Origin of the sequence: Aeribacillus composti (assembly GCF_007827555.1) — a bacterium.
GTDB classification, from domain to species: domain Bacteria; phylum Bacillota; class Bacilli; order Bacillales; family Aeribacillaceae; genus Aeribacillus; species Aeribacillus composti.
In genome coordinates, this window is sequence record NZ_VISS01000014.1 from 57,864 (window position 1) to 76,242 (window position 18,379).

Here is an 18,379-nt window from a genome sequence, read left to right on the forward strand (position 1 = left end):
TCTCACTCCAATCTAATTTAAATTTTATCACTCGACTTCAGATCGCACACCTTTTTCCATCGCTTTCCAGGCAAGCGTTGCACATTTGATTCGAGCTGGAAATTTTGAAACGCCTTGCAATGCTTCAATATCTCCTAAATCAATATCATCATCGTATTCCTTGCCTTGCATCATATCGGAGAAGATTTTAGAAAGCTTAAGAGCATTTTCAATCGTTTGTCCTTTGATCGCTTCGGTCATCATGGATGCCGATGACATCGAAATGGAGCAGCCTTCCCCTTCAAACTTCGCATCGATGACTTTTCCATCCTCAATTTTCATTGTCAAATGAATTCTATCACCGCAGGTTGGATTGTTCATGTCAACCGTAACGCTGTCTTGAAGAGAGCCTTTATTTCTAGGATTTTTATAGTGATCCATAATGACTTGACGATACAATGTGTCAAGATTATCAAATGACATTGCCGAAATACTCCTTTGTTTTTTGAATTGCGCGAATGAATAAATCAATTTCTTCTTCAGTATTATATAGATAAAAGCTCGCCCGTGCTGTCGCTGATACTTCTAAGCATTTCATCAATGGCTGGGCGCAATGGTGCCCGGCTCGGATCGCAATACCTTCCGCATCCAGAACAGTTGCCACGTCGTGAGGATGAATGCCTTCGAGGTTGAAGGTAACGAGCCCAGCCCGTTCTTTCGGTCCGTAAATTGTCATGCCTTCAATATTTGAGCATTGCTCCAATGCATATTGGGCAAGTCTATGTTCATGATTGAAAATATTCTCAAGTCCAATTTCTTCTAAAAAGTCAATTGCTGCGGCTAATCCAACTGCTCCGGCAATAATTGGTGTACCAGCTTCAAATTTCCATGGGAGCTCCTTCCATGTAGATTCATATAAACCGACAAAATCAATCATCTCTCCGCCGGTTTCAACCGGTTCCATATTTTCGAGCAGCTCTTTTTTTCCGTATAGAACACCGATTCCTGTCGGAGCACACATTTTATGTCCCGAGAAAGCAAGAAAATCACAATTTAAATCTTGAACATCAATTTTCATATGTGGTGCTCCTTGAGCAGCATCTACGACAAGAACAGCTCCATTTTGATGAGCAATTTCGCCTATTTCTTTTACTGGATTGATCGTGCCAAGAACATTGGATACGAGCGCAATCGAAACAATTTTCGTATTGGCTGTAATCGTATTTCGAACATCACTTAACGAGATAGTTCCGTCTTCTTTTAGTGGTATATATTTTAACGTAGCTCCTGTTTCTTTTGCAACTTGCTGCCATGGAATTAAATTGGCATGATGCTCCATGTACGTAATGACAATTTCATCGCCTTCATTTAAATTGGCCCTTCCATAGCTCTGTGCCACCATATTTAGACCTGTTGTTGTTCCCCGTGTAAAAATAATTTCCTGGACGGATTTTGCGTTAATAAATTGACGAACCCTTTCCCGTGAACCTTCATAGGCATCTGTAGCTTTTGTACCAAGTGTATGAACACCGCGATGCACATTTGAATTGTACTCGCGGTAGTATTTTGTGATTGCATCAATGACGACATTTGGCTTTTGCGATGTTGCAGCATTATCCAAATAAACTAAATCGCGGCCGTTGACTTTTTGACTAAGGATCGGGAACTGTTTGCGAATTTCTTTAATATCCATTACCGAACTTTCCTTTCAATAACCTCTGTCAATTGGTTTTTTACACTTTCAATCGGCATTTGTCTTACAACAGGATCTAAAAATCCATGAATAATTAATCGCTCAGCCTCCGATTTTGAAATTCCTCTGCTCATTAAATAATAGAGCTGAATCGGGTCAACACGTCCCACAGATGCGGCATGGCCGGCGACAACATCATCTTCATCAATGAGCAAAATCGGATTTGCGTCTCCTCTTGCCTTTTCACTTAACATTAAAACGCGGGATTCCTGCTCAGCATTTGATTTCGATGCACCGTGCTCAATTTTGCCGATGCCGTTAAAAATGGACGTCGCACTGTCTTTCATAACACCATGTTTTAAAATGTTGCCTTCGGTATGTTTGCCAAAGTGAACGACCTTCGTCGTAAAGTTTTGAATCTGGCTTCCTCTCCCAACAACAACTGTTTTTGTATCGCCTATAGAACCGTCTCCGACAAGATTTGTTGTGTTTTCAGAAATCGTATTGCCGTCATTCATTAATCCTAATGCCCAAAGAATTTTTGCATCGCGTCCAGCAACCCCGCGGCGGTTCACATATGTTGTGATGTTTTCAGTCAGATTGTCAACCGCACCGTAGGAAACTTTCGCATTAGTATTGGCGATAACTTCGGTAATTAAATTAAACACAGCACCCTCTGTTTCGGTGGTCGAGATGTAGTTTTCGACATACGTAACAGAACTATTATCATCCGCAACGATGATCACATGATTAAACAAATTGGCTTCAGGGTTTTCATGTATAAAAACCGCCTGAAGAGGCTTTTCCACTTCTACATTTTTCGGCACATACACAAAGACCCCGCCGTTTAAATAGGCTGCGTGCAAAGCTGTCAGCCGATGTTCATCAATTTTTACTCCATCTTTCATAAAATATTGCTGAAGCAAGTCTCCGTGTTCCTTCGCAGCCGTGTGAATGTCAGTAAAAATAACTCCTTTTTCTTTCAAATCTTCAGAGACTGTCAAAAAGGCAGGCGTATTGTCACGTTGTATATAGAGATTTTTATGTTCTTCATCTGCTTCAATAAGCGTTTTTACTTCTTCCGGCAGCTCATCAAGAGAAGATAGAGTACTGCTGGAAACGACATGTTTAGAAAACTGTGAGAAATTCCATTTGTCGATTTTGGTTTTATCCGGCTTTGGCAATGGAAGCTCTTCAGCTTTTGCAAGAGCAAGCAAGCGAAGATCTTTCAGCCAGTCCGGTTCTCCTAACTGTTTGGAGAAATTTTCTATATATTTCTGGTCAAACGGTAGTTTCGTTTCTACAGTCATTTTGATCCTCCTAACGCTTACGCTTCTTGCCCTACTGTTTCGTCTTCGATGCCTAATTCCTTTTTAATCCAGTCATATCCTTCTGCTTCAAGACGCTGAGCTAGTTCTGCTCCGCCGGATTTCACGATTCTTCCTTGCATCATAACATGAACAAAATCTGGTGTAATATAGTTTAACAGACGTTGATAGTGTGTAATAATCAGGCAGCCAAACTCAGGGCTCCGCATTTCGTTGATACCTTTGGAAACAATTTTCAACGCATCAATATCTAAGCCTGAATCAATTTCGTCCAAGATGGCAATCTTAGGCTCAAGCATCATTAATTGAAGTATTTCATTCCGCTTTTTCTCACCGCCCGAGAATCCTTCATTTAAATATCGCTGCGCCATCCCTTGATCCATTTCAAGAAATTCCATTTTTTCATCCATTTTGCGAATAAATTTCATTAAAGAAATTTCGTTGCCTTCGCCTCGGCGGGCGTTGATAGCTGAACGCAAGAAATCAGCATTTGTGACTCCGCTGATCTCACTTGGATATTGCATGGCAAGAAAAAGTCCTGCACGCGCACGCTCATCTACTTCCATCTCAAGCACATCTTGTCCGTCGAGAGTTATGGATCCTTGTGTCACTTCATATTTTGGATGTCCCATGATCGCGGAGGAAAGAGTTGATTTTCCTGTTCCGTTCGGCCCCATGATCGCATGAATTTCTCCGCCTTTTATTTCAAGGTTCACACCTTTTAAAATTTCTTTCCCTTCTACGGAAACATGCAAATCTTTAATCGTTAATGTAGATCCTGACATAACCAATACCTCCATTAATCTATAGGTCAAATATTAATATCATTCTCAATTTATTCTCATTATTATTTTATAACAAATTAAAAGTGAATACAACCTTTTAATATCTCACAACATTATTCATATTACCAAATTTTTAGGAACAAAGTATATAGTCATCTTAGTATCATTCAAACAAACTTGTTGTATGTATTCAATAAAAAGAAAAACCAGTCTTTGCCGACTGGCTGATTTAGTTTAGCGTAGACAAAAACAATTTCCCTTTCAGATTAGCTGTTACAATTTGGCTGCTGCGGTAATTTCGTTCTCTTTTTCTTTCAACCTTCATTCGCTTCTTATGTGTTCTCCTATATTCGTTATATCCCATTCCGTGAAATTGATGCATTGCTTTTTCCATTTCAGACGTAAATTTAATGTCTATCATTTCTTGGTTTAAATAAATAATGAACCAATCCTTTCATTTTTTATACAATTTAATGTTAGCAATGATTACAGCTTGCAAGCAACCTGCTGTATCGCTGATTAAAACAGCTTAAAACCCATTTTAAGCCAATGAGAAAGGATTAAAGGTTCAATCTTACAAATGCTCCAAAATACTGAAAATTACATCTTTATTTGTTTTTCATGCAAAACATTCCGTTCTAAATGCGGCCGCTAAGCTCATCACAATTCCTTCTTCGAAAGCTGGTGCAAATCCTGCTGCTTCATATATTTCCTTTCGGCTGCATTCCCGCTGGAGAGAAAAAATACAATATTCATCTTGCATTTGACACTGATCGTTCATGCTATTGATAGCTCAACCTTTTTGAAACAAGCAATTGTAAAATTATGTTGAGTAAATGCCCCATTCCCTTTCTTATGTTCTGCTGATGCGCTTAATTGAAATGAACAGCACTTTCTATTTGCTTTTTTGGCTGCATAAATTTCACCTAAGTTCGTACGATTTTTCTTAAATGAAATTTTGTCCAAACAATACCAGCTCAGCTTGATCCAAAAAAAGAAGCTGTGCGTAAATATGCACAGCTTCCCAATTGATTATTCAGCAGGAATAACGGAGCCTTGATAATTTGTTTGAATAAATTCTTTAATTTCATCTGATTGTAATACTTCTACAAGAGCTTTAATTTTTTCAGAGTCTTTATCTTCACTGCGGACAGCAATGACGTTTACATACGGATTGTCTTTTGGCGATTCAAGAGCAATGGCATCTTTTGATGGGTCAAGTCCTGCATCCAGAGCAAAGTTCCCGTTAATTAATACAGCGTCGCCTTCATTGTTTTCATAAGCTTTCGTCAACATTGGCGCTTCGATGTCTGTTTTGAATTTCAAATTCTTTTTGTTTTCTGCTATGTCATCAACTGTCGCTTTCGTTTTATCAACGCCATCTTTCAGCTTAATTAAACCTTTTTCCTCCAGCATTGACAGCATGCGTCCATGGTCAGCAACTGAGTTACTCATGATAATAGTAGCTCCATCCGGAAGCTCCTCTAAAGATTTATATTTTTTTGAATATACGCCAATTGGCTCAATATGAATTCCGCCGGCATTGACAAAATCATATCCATGTTCTTGTTTCTGTGCTTCAAGGTAAGGGATATGCTGGAAGTAGTTTGCATCAATATCCTTTTCCGCTAAAGCTTTATTCGGCAATACATAATCAGTGAATTCTTCAATTTTCAATTTATATCCTTTTTTCTCAAGAAGCGGTTTTGCTTCCTCTAAAATTTCTGCATGTGGAACAGGTGATGCGCCAACTTTAATTACCTCATTTTTCTCATTGTCAGAGCCGCTGGAGCTACCTCCCTGATTACTTCCACCTCCGCAAGCAGAAGCAAATATCATCGTCGCACCTAAAACAGTCGCTAAAAGCCATTTTTTCATATTATTCTCCTCCTTCGTTTAACGCTTATCAATTGCTCTTGTAATCATATCGCCGATCAATTGGATGATAAATACAATAATCAATATGAGTACAGTTGCAACAAATGTTACATCACTATGATTACGCTGAAATCCTTCTAAATAGGCAAGGTTTCCAAGACCACCGGCACCAATGGCGCCTGCCATGGCTGTATAACTTACCAATGCAATTGCTGTGACAGTTATTCCTGAAACTAAAGCAGGCATCGATTCTGGAAGCAGTACCTTGAAAATAATTGTGCTCATTGTAGCTCCCATCGATTTTGCAGCTTCAATCACCCCCTTGTCAACTTCCCTCAGTGCAATTTCCACCATCCTTCCATAAAAAGGCGCAGCACCAATGATGAGTGCAGGAAGTGCAGCATTAGCACCTAAAATGGTACCAACAATTGCTTTTGTAAAAGGAAGCAGTAAAATGATCAAAATAATGAAGGGAATTGATCGAAATACATTGACAACTGCTGCAACAAACGAGTGGATAAACCGATTTTCCCACATGTTCCCCTTTGACGTTAAAAACAATAAAAGACCTAAAATAATTCCGAGAAAAAATGTAGCAAATACAGAAACAGCTGTCATATAAACCGTTTCATAAGTTGCATCAATGACTTTGTCCCATTTTACATTTGGCAACAATGTCTCAAACATTCGCAATCACCTCCAGCTCCACTTGTTGATTGCGAATAAATTCAATGGCTTGTTCAACTGTAGTTTCATCTCCATCAAAATGGATGATTAACGTTCCGTAGGATCCACTTTGAGTTTGTGAAATTTTCCCTTGCAAAATATTAACCTCTACATCGAACTCTTTAATGATTTTTGAAATCATAGGCTGCTCCGCTCTGTCTCCTACAAAGGTAAGTTTGACAACCTTTCCATGCTTGTACTTTTCAAGCAGGTAATCAATCGTTTCCATTGTTTCATCAGGTTCTGTAACTTGTTTAACAAATCGTTTTGTAATGTTAGCCTTCGGATTTCGGAAAACCGTCAACACATCACCATGTTCAACAATCTTCCCGTTTTCCATCACAGCCACTCTATGACAAATTTTTCGAATTACATGCATTTCATGGGTGATCAAAACAATCGTTAAACCTAATCGCTTGTTAATATCTACAAGCAAATCTAGGATGGAATCAGTCGTTTGAGGATCTAAAGCAGAAGTCGCCTCATCGCACAAAAGAACTTTCGGATTGTTCGCAAGAGCTCTTGCAATGCCGACTCTTTGTTTTTGTCCTCCGCTCAATTGCGAGGGATATGCATCTTCTTTTCCTTCTAAACCTACTAGTTTAATAAGTTCATCAACTCTTTTGAGCCGATCGCTTTTCTTCATGCCGGCAATTTCTAATGGAAAAGCGATGTTCTCCCGCACTGTTCTTGACCACAATAGATTAAAATGCTGAAAGATCATACTTATCTCTTTTCTGGCGGATCTCAGTTCTTTTCCTTTAATTTGGTCTATTCTTTTTCCCGCCACTTCAACTGTCCCATTTGTCGGCTTTTCAAGACCATTTAACAAGCGTATTAATGTACTCTTCCCAGCACCGCTGTATCCGATGATCCCAAAAATTTCTCCACTCTGGATTTGAAGATCAACTTGATCGACAGCTTTTACTTGGCTATGATTCGTATGATAAATTTTTGTAACACCGTTGAGAGAAATCATGTTTACACCTTCTTTCACACATGCAGCAGCTTCGGTTTAATACTAAAAGCCTTCCTGCACAGCTGCAGAAAGGCACGATTACATTCAATTGACCTTCCTTTTTTTCAACGCAATTGTAGACAAAGCTTTATTGTACATGTGCACCCGCTATTTTTCTATTAAAACATTATTTTAAACAATACAAACTAACTGGGAGAGATTGTACCATTCAACAAACATTGTGTCAATATATTCTTTTCCGATATCTTTACTCTATTTTAACCTGTTAGACCAATAAAGACAAGACAGATTCTAATCTTAAAATATCCCGAAATCTCCCCTCAACTTTTACTGCTTTCAATTTCATTAGTTGTTGGAGCTTTAGCTGGCCTGTAACGAGCTCTTCCATTTGCTCTTCATTTCCTATAATTTTTACATCAATGGATTCGATATTCCCATCAACTCGTCTTAATCCTTCCAAATCCAATTGATAACAATAAATGCTTTGGCCAAACTCAAAAGCAATAAACATAGGATCTGCCGGAAATAAAGGCTTTAAAAAATGATGATCATTTGCCTTTTCTAATAAAAAATCAAACATTGACAACCCCCCAGCAAATATTTTATTTTACTCATTCTTTCTAGCTTTCCTTCTTCCTGCTGGGAGTTGTCGACGCTTTCTAGAAAAAACTGACATATTTCTCAGGAAATATAATTATGTGGTAGAAAAACTTTTTAACTTTTGATGTAAATAGTCAATAGAATGAAACGCATATATTTTTTCGGCAATTTGTCCTTTTTCAAAGATCAATAAACATGGGACACTTTCAATTTTCCATTTTTCAGCAAATTCAGGGATATAATTCAAATCTTTCGTATATATGTTTATGGAAGGAATGATTTTTTCTACAATTTCCAGCATGCTTTTAGCTAATTTACACGTCCCGCAAAAAGGTGTATATAAAAATATAATGGTTTGCTCTTCATCGCTAATCGCATCTAATTGCTCTTTTGTTATTTCAATCATTGAACACACTCCACATTTATGATAAATATCTTGCATGTACATCAATATTTGCTCTCAGCAAAACGGCGGCAATATGCTGTTCAGGTGCGGATGCAACTTGACGGTACATTTTGTCTATATATAAATGGTTGGCTTCCGGAAGCTCCCGCTTAATTTGTTTTCTCAATTTTTCTCCTGCTTCATCCGCATCGACTAAAATATAAACATCCTTGAAAAATAAGCTTTCCGCCAATTCATCGAGCTTGGACAAGCTTAACGTGCCATTTGTACAAATAATCTCAGCAGGTTCATTAATAATTTTCTCTACTTTTTTCTTATCAGACTTTCCTTCAACAATGATAACTTTCTCAATCTCTATCAGTGCCATTGTTATCACCTGCTTATAGATGCTTTTTGATATATACTTATTCTAAATGAAGTGGTTGATTCCTTCACACAAAATACTTTGATTGTCCGCACTTTTCCATTAATAAAGAAAAGGAAACCCCCTTCTCAAAGGGAGACGGGGGTTTCATATTAGTCTTCTTTTACCATTTCTTCATATTCTTCAGCTGTCATTAATTTTTCAACATCTTGAATGTCATTTGGTTCAACAACAATCATCCAAGCCTTTTCATAAGGAGATTCATTTACATATTCAGGATTGTCATCCAATTCCTCATTCACTTCAACAACTTTTCCGCTGATAGGGGCATAAAGCTCAGAAACTGTTTTCACTGATTCAACGCTACCGAAAGGTTCGTCAGCGACTATTTCATCTCCAACTTCTGGAAGTTCAACAAATACGATGTCACCGAGTTCAGACTGCGCAAAATCAGTGATCCCAATTCTTACTTTGTCACCTTCCACCTTTACCCATTCATGCTCTTCAGAATAACGCAATTCTTTTGGTGTATTCAATGTCATTCCCTCCAATTATCATTTTTATATAAGAATTCTATTTAAATAGAATCTTTTCTAAATTTAATTTCCCCAAATCTTCTCAAATTCCTCTTCTTTAAAGCCAACGGTCACCTTTTCCCCATCGGTAACAATCGGCCGCTTAATGAGCATACCGTCTGATGCAAGCAAATCAAAGAGCTCCTCATCTGTTGCTGTTTTTACTTTTTCTTTTAAACCTAATTGACGATATTTTTGACCGCTCGTGTTAAAAAACTTTTTTAACTCCAATCCGCTCTTTTCATAAAAGGATTTTAACTCTTCTTTAGAAGGAGGATTTTCCACGATATGTATTTCACGAAAATCAATTCCGTGATCTTCCAGCCATTTTTTCGCTTTTCTGCAAGTTCCGCACTTCGGATACCAGTACATTGTTAAAGCCATTCCTTCTCACCTCCTTCATACAACACCAATAATATTTTATCATATCCGAATTGGACAAACATAATAACTTGATCAATAAATTTTTGGAGCTGTCCAGAAAGTCAAATCCCCATTGAAAACAAAAGATCATAAACACCAATATATCAACGTTTCTAAAACATTAAAGGGGGTGTCAATTAGCCGTAAAAACGACTTATTAGACACCCCTAAGTCCCGCAGCTATACTATATATTTTTCCTCTTCAATCACTCTAGCTGCAATTTGGCGTTTTTTCTTAATGACATTTACAGGGATTTGTCGCATCAATTTTTTTAGAGCAGAGAGAAGAATCCGCAAGTCGTCTCCTTCCTCGATCGCAACAATCGTTTCTTTTGCATTCGCCTCTAATTCCTGAAACGCTTCTTGCACAAACACTTGTGTATAAAGAAGCTTCTGTTTATTCTTTTCTTCTCCTGAGTTCACAATGGCCTTTTCTGTGCGCAAAATAGCGGATTCCATCGCATAAACGTTATTTACCGCATCCGCGATATTTGCAAGAATCTCTTGTTCCTGCTGCAAGGATTGGCCAAATTTTTGAGCTGCAGCACCTGCCAGCAAAAGCGTCACTCTTTTCGCTTGTTTCAACAAATATTTTTCTTGCTCCAATACGCCATCGCCGATTTCTTCCGGCATCCATGTCAACAGTTCTTTTTGAAGGCTTTGTGCTTTTTGAAGAAGAGGTAGCTCCCCTTTCATTGCTTTTTTCAAAAACATTCCCGGAACAAGCAAGCGGTTGATTTCATTCGTTCCTTCAAAAATGCGGTTAATTCTGGAGTCGCGATAGGCCCTTTCCACTTCATATTCCGCCATGTATCCGTATCCGCCATGAATTTGAACTCCTTCATCCGCTATATAATCAAGCGTTTCAGAACCGAATACTTTGTTTAATGAGCATTCGATCGCATATTCAGCAATCGATTGGGCAACAGCATTTCCATCCTTTTGCTCTTCAGGTGTTAAATAACTCATCCGGTCATCAAACAATCCAACCGTTCGATAGACTGAGCTTTCCATTGCATAAAGCTTCAGCGCCATATTGGCCAACTTTTCTTGGATTAACGGAAATTGGGCTATCGGCCGTCCAAATTGTTTCCTTTGCACCGCATATTTGACCGACAATTCGATGATGCGCTTGCAGGCTCCGATTGCCCCGACGGCTAATTTGTATCGTCCGATATTTAAAATATTGAAGGCAATTTTATGCCCTTTGCCGATTTCCCCTAAAACATTTTCTTTTGGCACTAAAACGTTGTCTAAGATCAATGTCCTTGTTGAAGAGCTTTTGATCCCCATTTTCTTTTCCTCAGGACCTGTTGAAACACCCGGAAAATCTCTTTCAACAATAAATGCTGTGAAATGTTTGCCGTCCACCTTTGCATACACGATAAAAACATCTGCAAAAGCTGAATTTGTGATCCATTGTTTTTCTCCGTTTAAAATATAATGTGTTCCTGCCTCATTTAGCTTCGCTGTAGTTTTTGCACCAAGAGCATCTGATCCTGATCCTGGTTCCGTTAATGCATATGCAGCGATTTTTTCACCGACTGCAAGGCTGGGCAAATATTTTTTCTTCTGTTCTTCATTTCCAAACAATACAATTGGAAGCGAGCCAATGCCTACATGGGCTCCAAATGTAATTGAGAAGCCCCCTGCGCGGGAAAATTGTTCTGCAATAAGAGCAGAGCTTACTTTATCAAGACCTAGTCCGGAATATTCTTCTGGAATATCTGCGGCGAGCAGACCAAGTTCGCCAGCTTGCTTCAGCAATTTCACCGAAATATCAAATTCATGGTTTTCAAGACGGTCAATAAAAGGAACAACCTCGTTCAGGACAAAATCTTCAGCTGTTTTCGCAATCATTTTATGTTCTTCTGTACAGTCTTCCGGCGTGAAGATCCGATCAAAAGGAATTTCTTCCATGATGAAGCTTCCGCCCTTTATATAGGCCTCTGTTTTGTTTGCCACCCAATATTCCCCCTTTTGGATTCATAAATAAGTTCGAAGACTCCATGTCATTTTCCATCATGTTTAGAAAACCTAACCTTTTGGTTTTTTATAGAAGCTCGAAAACTCCCGCTGCACCCATTCCGCCGCCGATACACATCGTCACCAATCCAAATTGTTCATTTCTTCTTCTCATTTCGTGGATAAGAGTTAATGTCAATTTTGCACCTGTACATCCAAGAGGATGTCCAAGAGCTATGGCGCCTCCGTTTACGTTTACTTTCTCTTCGTCTAATTTGAGTTCTCTAATTACTTGAATCGCTTGTGAAGCAAATGCTTCGTTTAATTCAATGAGTCCAATATCGGAAAGTTCAAGACCCGCTAATTCAAGCGCTTTTGGCACCGCAACGACAGGTCCTATTCCCATCACTTCAGGCGGCACTCCTCCTACAGCAAAAGAACGGAATTTGGCCAGCGGCTTTAGCTGAAGCTCTTCCGCTTTTTTTCGATCCATTACCATAACGGCAGCCGCTCCGTCGCTCATTTGCGAAGAATTTCCCGCCGTTACAGATCCGTTTACTGCAAATACCGGTTTTAAAGATGAAAGAACCTCCTTTGTTGTTTCTGGTCGAACCCCTTCATCTTGGCGAAATATTGTCTTTTTCTCCTGCAGCTTGTTATTAGCATCAACTGTTCGGATCGTGATTTCTACAGGAACGATTTCTTCAGCAAATGCTTCGTTTTGAATTGCTAAAGCTGCTTTTTGGTGGCTCCGCACAGCAAATTCATCTTGTTCCTCTCGACTGATATTGTATTTTTGTGCAACCTGCTCGGCTGTATGTCCCATGCTCATGTAATATTCAGGCGCTTCCTCGGCAAGCTTTGCATTTGGCCGCAATACATTTCCAGTCATTGGAACAAGACTCATTGATTCTGTTCCTCCTGCGATAATGACTTCCGCATGCCCAAGCATGATCCGTTCAGCTGCATAAGCAATGGCCTGCAGCCCTGAAGAACAAAACCTGTTAATGGTTATTCCCGGCACTGTATAGGGGAGCCCTGCCAGCGCCGCGATATTTCTTGCAATGTTTAAGCCTTGTTCTGCCTCAGGCATAGCACAACCAATAATGACATCATCAATATGTCCGTCATAGCTTCCGGCCCGCTTCAATGTTTCCTTTACTACTAATGCTCCTAAATCATCTGGTCGTATGTTGGCTAATGCCCCTTTTTTTGCTTTTCCAACCGGCGTCCTAGCACCAGCGACAATGACAGCTTCCCTCATTTTTCTAACTCCTTTCTGTCAGTTGCGCAGCGGTTTTCCTTTTAACAGCATGTGCTGCATCCTGGCTTGTGTTTTCGGTTCACCTATTAAACTTAAAAATGCTTCCCGTTCCAAATCGAGCAAATATTGTTCATCTACCTTTGTCCTGTATGGAAGCTTGCCTCCCGCAATCACATAGGCTAATTTTTTAGCAATCTTTACATCGTGCTCCGAAGCGTATCCCGATAAATAAAGATTTTGTGCCCCTAATATCATGGCGGCATATCCGGTCTCGCCAACTACCGGAATTTTTTTGCGGACAGGAGGACGGTATCCGCTTTCATATAAAAACAGCGCTTTTTGCTTCGCATCATACAGCAGGTGATCTTTATTGATGGTTATGGCGTCTGTCGGTTGAAGAAACCCGTTTTGCTGCGCTTCCTGTGCGGATTTGGACACCTTAGCCATGGCGATCGTTTCAAATGTTTTATTTGCGACCTTTTGCAAATCAATTTCAATATCATTGCCGATTTGGTCAAGAATTTTTATATACAGTTCTTTGTTTCCTCCCCCGCCCGGGATCAGTCCAACACCTGTTTCAACTAGGCCAATGTAAGTTTCCATAGCTGCTTGAATGCTTGAGGCAGGCAAACATACTTCCGCGCCGCCTCCCAATGTCATATGAAAAGGGGCCGCTACAACCGGCTTCGGACTATATTTAATTTTCATCATCGCTTGCTGGAACTTTCTTATCATCAGCTCAATTTCAAAATAATTTTCATCCTGCGCCTCCATTAACATAAACGCAAGGTTTGCGCCTACACAAAAGTGTTTTCCTTCATTGCCGATGACTAGCCCTTTATAATTTTTATCAACTTCGTCGATGGCAAAATCGATCATTTGCACAATATCATAGCCGATCGCATTGTTTTTCGAATGAAACTCGAGCAGTGCGATATCATCGCCGATATCGATTAAGCTTGCCCCGTTATTTTCTTTAATGATTGATTTTTCATTTTTCAACGATTGCACATGAATTTGTTTCATATTTGTTTGCAGCAGTCTGTACTCGCCCCGATGATAAAAATAAGTGGCGCCTTCGCTTTGCTTATAAAACGTTTCATTTCCATCCTTCAGCATTTGCTTGACCCATGCTGGCACTGTTCCGCCCTGCTGTTCAATGATTTCAACCGATCGTTTTATCCCGATTGCATCCCACATTTCAAACGGTCCAAGCTCCCAGCCAAATCCCCACTTCATCGCTTGGTCAATGTCAACGATCGTTTCGGCAATGCTGTCCAGCTGTTCTGCGGAATAAAGGAGCGTTGGAATAAGAATTTTCCAAATAAGAGTGCCTGCACGGTCGTTCGAATAAACAACTGCTTTTAACTTCTCCCCGGTGCCTTTTTCACGTCTCGCTATTTCGATAGAATCGGCACGAAGTTTTTTTCTATTTTCATATTCCATCGTATTAACATTTAATTCTAAAATATCTTTGCCCGTTTTTTTGTAGAATCCTTGCCCGGCTTTTGACCCAATCCAGCCGTTTTCATGCATTTTCTTCATAAAATCCGGGACACGAAAAATTTCTTTTTCTTCGCCATCCACTCTTTCATATACGTTGTTTACGACATGAAAAAACGTGTCTAAACCGACTACATCAAGTGTGTGGAATGTGGCGCTTTTTGGTCTGCCGATCAAAGGCCCTGTCACGGAATCAACTTCTCCGACAGAATAATTCCCTTTCAGCATTTCACGTACGGTTACAAGAAAACCATATGTTCCAATGCGATTGGCAATGAAATTCGGTGTATCCTTTGCGCAAACAACCCCTTTGCCAAGAACATCTTCACCAAATCTCTTCATAAATGCTACAACTTGTTCGTCAGTATCTTTTGTTGGAATAATTTCGAGCAGCTTCAAATAGCGTGGCGGGTTAAAAAAGTGAGTGCCTAAAAAATGTTTGCGGAAATCTTCTGAGCGGTTTTCTGACATCGAATGAACGGAAACTCCAGACGTGTTTGTGCTGATAATGCTGCCTGGCCGCCGCCATTTATCCACTTTTTCAAAAACTTTCTGTTTAATATCGAGCCTTTCCACAACTGCTTCAATCACCCAATCAGCTTCAGCAATTTTCTCAATGTCATCATCAAAATTCCCGATCTCAATTCGCTCTATATTTTCTTTTGCAGTCAATGGAGCAGGAGTCTGCTTCTGCAGTCTTTGCACGGCCTTTTGAGCATAACGGTTTCGAACGATTGGATCTTTCAGCGTCAATCCTTGCTGTTTTTCTTCTGCCGTTAGTTCTGTCGGTACAATATCCAGGAGTAATACATGAATCCCGACATTCGCTAAATGTGCTGCAATTTGGGATCCCATCACTCCTGATCCGAGTACTGCAGCTTTTTTTATTTGACGCACAATTTCAAATCCCCTTTCATTTGAATGAACATTCATTCATTTTTTTTCTGTTTTACTAAAGTATAAAATATTTAAAATTTTTGTTCAATATTCCTGTTAAAAAATTTTTGCATAACTCTTTAAAAATTGTGGGATATTAAATTTGTACATTTTTGAAAAAGGGGGCTTTTATGATGAATCAAATGCCAACCAATATGCAAAATATGCAGCAAAATCAAGTTTATAACGAACCGCCGCAAATTATTTCTGTAAAAGATCAACTATATTTAACAGATATGATGTCATGGAATTTAATTGCGATGAAAAAAGCACATTTTTTTGCTTCACAATGCCAAATTCCTGAAATTAAAGCTGAGTTGGAAAAGGTAGGAGAAATGCATCATCGCCACTATCAGCAGATATTAAATCAATTAAATGGCAATCCACAAATGCAGTAGAAAGGAGATTTATTATGCAAGCCCAGCAATCAAACAACACGAAAATCAGCAATCCGGAAACAACAGTTCAAAAAAGCCCGCAAATGAACGACCGCGACTTTATAAATGACTTGCTTGCAACTGAAAAATATATGACACAAGGTTATAGCACAGCTTTGAATGAGCTTAGCCACACCGTTTTATACGAAAATATTCAAATGATTTGCGACGAAACGCAAAAATGCCAGCGGCAGTTATTTAATGTCATGTTTAAAAATGGATGGTATTCCCTTGAGGCGTGCGACAACCAAAAAATACAACAAAGCTATCAGCAATTTGCTAATTATTTGCAACAGCAATCTCCTTACAATCAAAACATTCAATAAAAATGAACTTAAAAGTGTCTGACCCCATTCGAGCAGACAGCAAATAAAGAGTTAAAGCAGCCTTATTCCGGTAAACAAGCGGAGTAAGGTTTTATTTCTTTTACGGGACGGAAATGTTATTCCCAATCGATTACTGAATAGGCGATCGAATGCTCATTCCGTTCTATATGATAACTATTTATCTGCTGTTTTTAAAGTAAGAAGCATTTTGCTTTAGCACAAAAAAATTTTAACCTTTATCAGCATTCCATTGTTTCGTCCAACGTCAATGCTATGAAACCTTAAAGTTATTTTGAATGATACTATTCTGTCCGCATAAAAAATCCTCCTGCTGCTTATAAGGAGGACAACTTCAAATTTAGATCAACGTTTTTTATTATTTCTATGCTGTTCATTTAATTCTTTTATTTCATTAATAATAGCTTTCATTTGTTCTTTTGCTTCTGGAAATTTTTCATTCCAATGTTTCACTAGCGGCGGCATCGATTTTGCCATGTACGTATACAACACCCAAATTTTCACTTTTTCTTTTAATTCAGGAGACGATTTTCCAAGCAAGAGTTCGGTATACTTTTCAACAAGCGCATCAATCTGAGCTTGAAACTGGTTATCCATTTTTAATCTCTCCAATTACTTTTTTATTGTACATTCACTAACATTCGGGCATGTTCTGCATTTTTTCCCTTCATCGTCTGTCAAATAAAACAGGCAGCATGTTTTTCTTTTTCGAATATAATCATCATATTGATCAGAATATGTCTTAGGACCAAAAAATTTTTTTAAAGGGTTCCGATTAAAATCCCCAAATAATTCACCTTTTGCTTCCTTCACGCAATAAATAAAATCTTCTTTTATTTTTTCATGTTTATCTTCATGCTGCTTTTCATTGAGCAATGTTTCATACATCCAAAATATATAGATCGCAACATTTTCCCAAAGAATCCATTTTGAAATTTTTGCCTCTGTTGAGACAACCTGTAAAAGACGGGTGATGTTTTCTTTAAATAATAAGGTTAACATTTCATCCCGCCATTTTTTTCTTTCTTGGGGAGCGATTGTGACTTCGTTCGATTTGAAATAAAAGCCCGGCAGCCAAAGCGGATCTTCGTCATCAGTGATCAGGACAAGATTTTTTATATCCACTTTTAAAGCTTTATCAAACATTGTCATGGTATAAAGAGCTAAAGCGGCTAAAAAAGCATATCTTTTAATAAACATTGACCCGGCTACATAAAGAGGTGCATTAAATTTAGGCTGAATATTTTTTAAAAACAGCTGCAGTTTTTCCGGTTTTAGCAGTTCCTCCATGTCAATTGATGAATCGGTTGCACGTTTTGCTTCTGAATATCGAAATTTTGACAGCACCTTTATTTCATCGAACGTCAACTTTCCCATGCCTGCATCCCTACTTTATTAATATTTCTCCCTTTTCCGAACGGAATACATAGCGGTGTTCCAAAAATCGGATCGCGAATAATTTTGCAATCCATTTCAAAAACATCTTTGACCAGTTGTACATTCATTACATCTTCCGGTTTTCCTTGTTTATAAATGTTTTTATCCTTTAATACGACGATATGATGAGCATAACGGCAGGCTAAATTTAAATCGTGAAGAACCATGATGATCGTTCTTTTCTCTTTCATATTCAATTCAAATAATAAATCGAGTATTTCAATTTGATGTGTTATATCTAAATAAGTTGTTGGCTCGTCGAAAAGAATAATATCTGTATTTTGCGCCAAAGTCATGGCGATCCATGCACGCTGTTTTTGTCCTCCTGATAAAGAGTCCACTGTTCGTTCTGCCAATTCACTCATTCTAGTTGCTTCAAGCGCTCGAAAAACTAATTCTTCATCTTCCTTGGACCATTGGTTCAGCCAATTTTGATAAGGATACCGTCCTTGTTTGACAAGCTGCAAAACAGTTAATCCTTCTGGGGCTTCAGGCCCTTGCGGAAGTATAGCCAGTTTTTTTGCCACTTCCTTTGTCGGTAGCTCGGCAATGTCCTTTCCTTCCAAGAGTACTGAACCGCCTGCTGGCTTTAAAATTCTTGCCAAAGATTTTAATAAGGTCGACTTTCCGCAACCGTTGCTTCCAATTAATACAGTAATTTCTCCCGTTGGAATAGTAAGATTAAGATCTTCAATAATCATATTCTGTCCATAAGCAAAAGTTAACTCATGAGTATACAATCTATGCATGCCATCAC

21 protein-coding genes are annotated in these 18,379 nt (G+C 38.8%); 2 read left to right on the plus strand and 19 right to left on the minus strand.

The genetic code is table 11. The features are described 5' to 3' along the window. Positions 1 to 27: 27 nt before the first annotated feature. The 16 genes from sufU to FB379_RS09130 all read right to left on the minus strand — a co-directional run bounded on the left by sufU (position 28) and on the right by FB379_RS09130 (position 15,365). Positions 28 to 462 carry a Fe-S cluster assembly sulfur transfer protein SufU gene (sufU, locus tag FB379_RS09060; protein WP_063386927.1) on the minus strand — a complete coding sequence of 145 codons (435 nt, stop codon included), beginning with the start codon at positions 460 to 462 and terminating at the stop codon, positions 28 to 30. Then, entirely contained in the window at positions 452 to 1,672 is a 1,221-nt protein-coding gene (locus FB379_RS09065; protein ID WP_063386928.1) for a cysteine desulfurase, read from the minus strand. Before FB379_RS09065 ends, sufU begins: the two co-directional genes overlap by 11 nt. Continuing rightward, entirely contained in the window at positions 1,672 to 2,982 is a 1,311-nt protein-coding gene (gene sufD / locus FB379_RS09070) for a Fe-S cluster assembly protein SufD (RefSeq protein ID WP_066249201.1), read from the minus strand. The genes FB379_RS09065 and sufD overlap by 1 nt, the downstream gene beginning before the upstream one ends. A 17-nt stretch (positions 2,983 to 2,999) precedes the next feature. Continuing rightward, a complete protein-coding gene (gene sufC / locus FB379_RS09075; RefSeq protein ID WP_063386930.1) occupies positions 3,000 to 3,785 on the minus strand; it encodes a Fe-S cluster assembly ATPase SufC in 786 nt (261 codons plus the stop codon). A 229-nt stretch (positions 3,786 to 4,014) separates the two neighbouring features. Beyond that, the gene (locus FB379_RS19370; RefSeq protein WP_082829503.1) at positions 4,015 to 4,206 is read right to left on the minus strand and encodes a YuzK family famiily protein; all 192 of its coding nucleotides are present in this window, start codon (positions 4,204 to 4,206) and stop codon (positions 4,015 to 4,017) included. Positions 4,207 to 4,817: 611 nt separating this feature from the next. Then, positions 4,818 to 5,663, minus strand: coding sequence for a MetQ/NlpA family ABC transporter substrate-binding protein (locus FB379_RS09080; RefSeq protein WP_144597774.1), 846 nt, complete (start codon positions 5,661 to 5,663; stop codon positions 4,818 to 4,820). Between the two features lie 18 nt (positions 5,664 to 5,681). Continuing rightward, entirely contained in the window at positions 5,682 to 6,350 is a 669-nt protein-coding gene (locus FB379_RS09085; RefSeq protein ID WP_063386933.1) for a methionine ABC transporter permease, read from the minus strand. Further along, positions 6,343 to 7,368, minus strand: coding sequence for a methionine ABC transporter ATP-binding protein (locus FB379_RS09090; protein ID WP_063386934.1), 1,026 nt, complete (start codon positions 7,366 to 7,368; stop codon positions 6,343 to 6,345). Before FB379_RS09090 ends, FB379_RS09085 begins: the two co-directional genes overlap by 8 nt. Before the next feature lie 265 nt (positions 7,369 to 7,633). Beyond that, positions 7,634 to 7,948: an SCP2 sterol-binding domain-containing protein gene (locus tag FB379_RS09095; RefSeq protein ID WP_117016982.1), complete on the minus strand. Its 315-nt coding sequence runs from the start codon at positions 7,946 to 7,948 to the stop codon at positions 7,634 to 7,636. Between the two features lie 114 nt (positions 7,949 to 8,062). Next, positions 8,063 to 8,374: a thioredoxin family protein gene (locus FB379_RS09100; RefSeq protein ID WP_117016983.1), complete on the minus strand. Its 312-nt coding sequence runs from the start codon at positions 8,372 to 8,374 to the stop codon at positions 8,063 to 8,065. 16 nt (positions 8,375 to 8,390) lie between these two features. Beyond that, the gene (locus FB379_RS09105) at positions 8,391 to 8,741 is read right to left on the minus strand and encodes a toprim domain-containing protein (RefSeq protein WP_063386937.1); all 351 of its coding nucleotides are present in this window, start codon (positions 8,739 to 8,741) and stop codon (positions 8,391 to 8,393) included. 149 nt (positions 8,742 to 8,890) lie between these two features. Then, complete coding sequence (gene gcvH / locus FB379_RS09110) at positions 8,891 to 9,274, minus strand: glycine cleavage system protein GcvH (RefSeq protein WP_063386938.1); 384 nt, start codon at positions 9,272 to 9,274, stop codon at positions 8,891 to 8,893. Between the two features lie 63 nt (positions 9,275 to 9,337). Next, on the minus strand, positions 9,338 to 9,697 hold the full coding sequence (locus tag FB379_RS09115; RefSeq protein WP_066249190.1) for an arsenate reductase family protein: 360 nt from the start codon (positions 9,695 to 9,697) through the stop codon (positions 9,338 to 9,340). Between the two features lie 219 nt (positions 9,698 to 9,916). Beyond that, positions 9,917 to 11,656 (minus strand): acyl-CoA dehydrogenase family protein, encoded by a 1,740-nt coding sequence (locus tag FB379_RS09120; RefSeq protein WP_063386989.1) that lies wholly within the window; start codon positions 11,654 to 11,656, stop codon positions 9,917 to 9,919. A 133-nt stretch (positions 11,657 to 11,789) separates the two neighbouring features. Then, on the minus strand, positions 11,790 to 12,965 hold the full coding sequence (locus FB379_RS09125) for an acetyl-CoA C-acetyltransferase (RefSeq protein ID WP_144597775.1): 1,176 nt from the start codon (positions 12,963 to 12,965) through the stop codon (positions 11,790 to 11,792). Between the two features lie 18 nt (positions 12,966 to 12,983). Beyond that, positions 12,984 to 15,365, minus strand: a complete 2,382-nt coding sequence (locus FB379_RS09130; protein ID WP_199757333.1) for a 3-hydroxyacyl-CoA dehydrogenase/enoyl-CoA hydratase family protein — start codon at positions 15,363 to 15,365, stop codon at positions 12,984 to 12,986. Positions 15,366 to 15,538: 173 nt separating this feature from the next. Here FB379_RS09130 and FB379_RS09135 point away from each other — a divergent pair, with 173 nt between their 5' ends. Together FB379_RS09135 and FB379_RS09140 are read left to right on the plus strand one after the other, a co-directional pair. Next, positions 15,539 to 15,802 (plus strand): hypothetical protein, encoded by a 264-nt coding sequence (locus tag FB379_RS09135; protein WP_198318588.1) that lies wholly within the window; start codon positions 15,539 to 15,541, stop codon positions 15,800 to 15,802. A gap of 14 nt (positions 15,803 to 15,816) precedes the next feature. Further along, positions 15,817 to 16,167 (plus strand): spore coat protein, encoded by a 351-nt coding sequence (locus tag FB379_RS09140; RefSeq protein WP_144597777.1) that lies wholly within the window; start codon positions 15,817 to 15,819, stop codon positions 16,165 to 16,167. A 363-nt stretch (positions 16,168 to 16,530) separates the two neighbouring features. Here FB379_RS09140 and FB379_RS09145 read toward each other — a convergent pair whose 3' ends face one another. The 3 genes from FB379_RS09145 to FB379_RS09155 are packed head-to-tail and all read right to left on the minus strand — an operon-like array spanning position 16,531 to position 18,371. Beyond that, positions 16,531 to 16,782: a DUF2573 family protein gene (locus FB379_RS09145; protein ID WP_063386943.1), complete on the minus strand. Its 252-nt coding sequence runs from the start codon at positions 16,780 to 16,782 to the stop codon at positions 16,531 to 16,533. A 15-nt stretch (positions 16,783 to 16,797) separates the two neighbouring features. Then, positions 16,798 to 17,562: an IucA/IucC family C-terminal-domain containing protein gene (locus FB379_RS09150; protein WP_082829501.1), complete on the minus strand. Its 765-nt coding sequence runs from the start codon at positions 17,560 to 17,562 to the stop codon at positions 16,798 to 16,800. Beyond that, positions 17,550 to 18,371, minus strand: coding sequence for an ABC transporter ATP-binding protein (locus FB379_RS09155; protein WP_063386944.1), 822 nt, complete (start codon positions 18,369 to 18,371; stop codon positions 17,550 to 17,552). Before FB379_RS09155 ends, FB379_RS09150 begins: the two co-directional genes overlap by 13 nt. Between the last annotated feature and the right edge of the window lie 8 nt (positions 18,372 to 18,379).

What these genes read in the sequence shown, in the direction of transcription:
- FB379_RS09080 (WP_144597774.1), bottom strand. Translation starts at nt 5,663, where the DNA reads ATGAAAAAATGGCTTTTAGCGACTGTTTTAGGTGCGACGATGATATTT.
- sufC (WP_063386930.1), bottom strand. Translation starts at nt 3,785, where the DNA reads ATGTCAGGATCTACATTAACGATTAAAGATTTGCATGTTTCCGTAGAA.
- FB379_RS09105 (WP_063386937.1), bottom strand. Translation starts at nt 8,741, where the DNA reads ATGGCACTGATAGAGATTGAGAAAGTTATCATTGTTGAAGGAAAGTCT.
- FB379_RS09155 (WP_063386944.1), bottom strand. Translation starts at nt 18,371, where the DNA reads ATGCATAGATTGTATACTCATGAGTTAACTTTTGCTTATGGACAGAAT.
- FB379_RS09135 (WP_198318588.1), top strand. Translation starts at nt 15,539, where the DNA reads ATGAATCAAATGCCAACCAATATGCAAAATATGCAGCAAAATCAAGTT.
- FB379_RS09140 (WP_144597777.1), top strand. Translation starts at nt 15,817, where the DNA reads ATGCAAGCCCAGCAATCAAACAACACGAAAATCAGCAATCCGGAAACA.
- FB379_RS09065 (WP_063386928.1), bottom strand. Translation starts at nt 1,672, where the DNA reads ATGGATATTAAAGAAATTCGCAAACAGTTCCCGATCCTTAGTCAAAAA.
- FB379_RS09090 (WP_063386934.1), bottom strand. Translation starts at nt 7,368, where the DNA reads ATGATTTCTCTCAACGGTGTTACAAAAATTTATCATACGAATCATAGC.
- FB379_RS09085 (WP_063386933.1), bottom strand. Translation starts at nt 6,350, where the DNA reads ATGTTTGAGACATTGTTGCCAAATGTAAAATGGGACAAAGTCATTGAT.
- FB379_RS09120 (WP_063386989.1), bottom strand. Translation starts at nt 11,656, where the DNA reads ATGGAAGAAATTCCTTTTGATCGGATCTTCACGCCGGAAGACTGTACA.
- sufU (WP_063386927.1), bottom strand. Translation starts at nt 462, where the DNA reads ATGTCATTTGATAATCTTGACACATTGTATCGTCAAGTCATTATGGAT.
- FB379_RS09125 (WP_144597775.1), bottom strand. Translation starts at nt 12,965, where the DNA reads ATGAGGGAAGCTGTCATTGTCGCTGGTGCTAGGACGCCGGTTGGAAAA.
- FB379_RS09150 (WP_082829501.1), bottom strand. Translation starts at nt 17,562, where the DNA reads ATGGGAAAGTTGACGTTCGATGAAATAAAGGTGCTGTCAAAATTTCGA.
- FB379_RS09145 (WP_063386943.1), bottom strand. Translation starts at nt 16,782, where the DNA reads ATGGATAACCAGTTTCAAGCTCAGATTGATGCGCTTGTTGAAAAGTAT.
- FB379_RS09115 (WP_066249190.1), bottom strand. Translation starts at nt 9,697, where the DNA reads ATGGCTTTAACAATGTACTGGTATCCGAAGTGCGGAACTTGCAGAAAA.
- FB379_RS09095 (WP_117016982.1), bottom strand. Translation starts at nt 7,948, where the DNA reads ATGTTTGATTTTTTATTAGAAAAGGCAAATGATCATCATTTTTTAAAG.
- FB379_RS19370 (WP_082829503.1), bottom strand. Translation starts at nt 4,206, where the DNA reads ATGATAGACATTAAATTTACGTCTGAAATGGAAAAAGCAATGCATCAA.
- FB379_RS09100 (WP_117016983.1), bottom strand. Translation starts at nt 8,374, where the DNA reads ATGATTGAAATAACAAAAGAGCAATTAGATGCGATTAGCGATGAAGAG.
- sufD (WP_066249201.1), bottom strand. Translation starts at nt 2,982, where the DNA reads ATGACTGTAGAAACGAAACTACCGTTTGACCAGAAATATATAGAAAAT.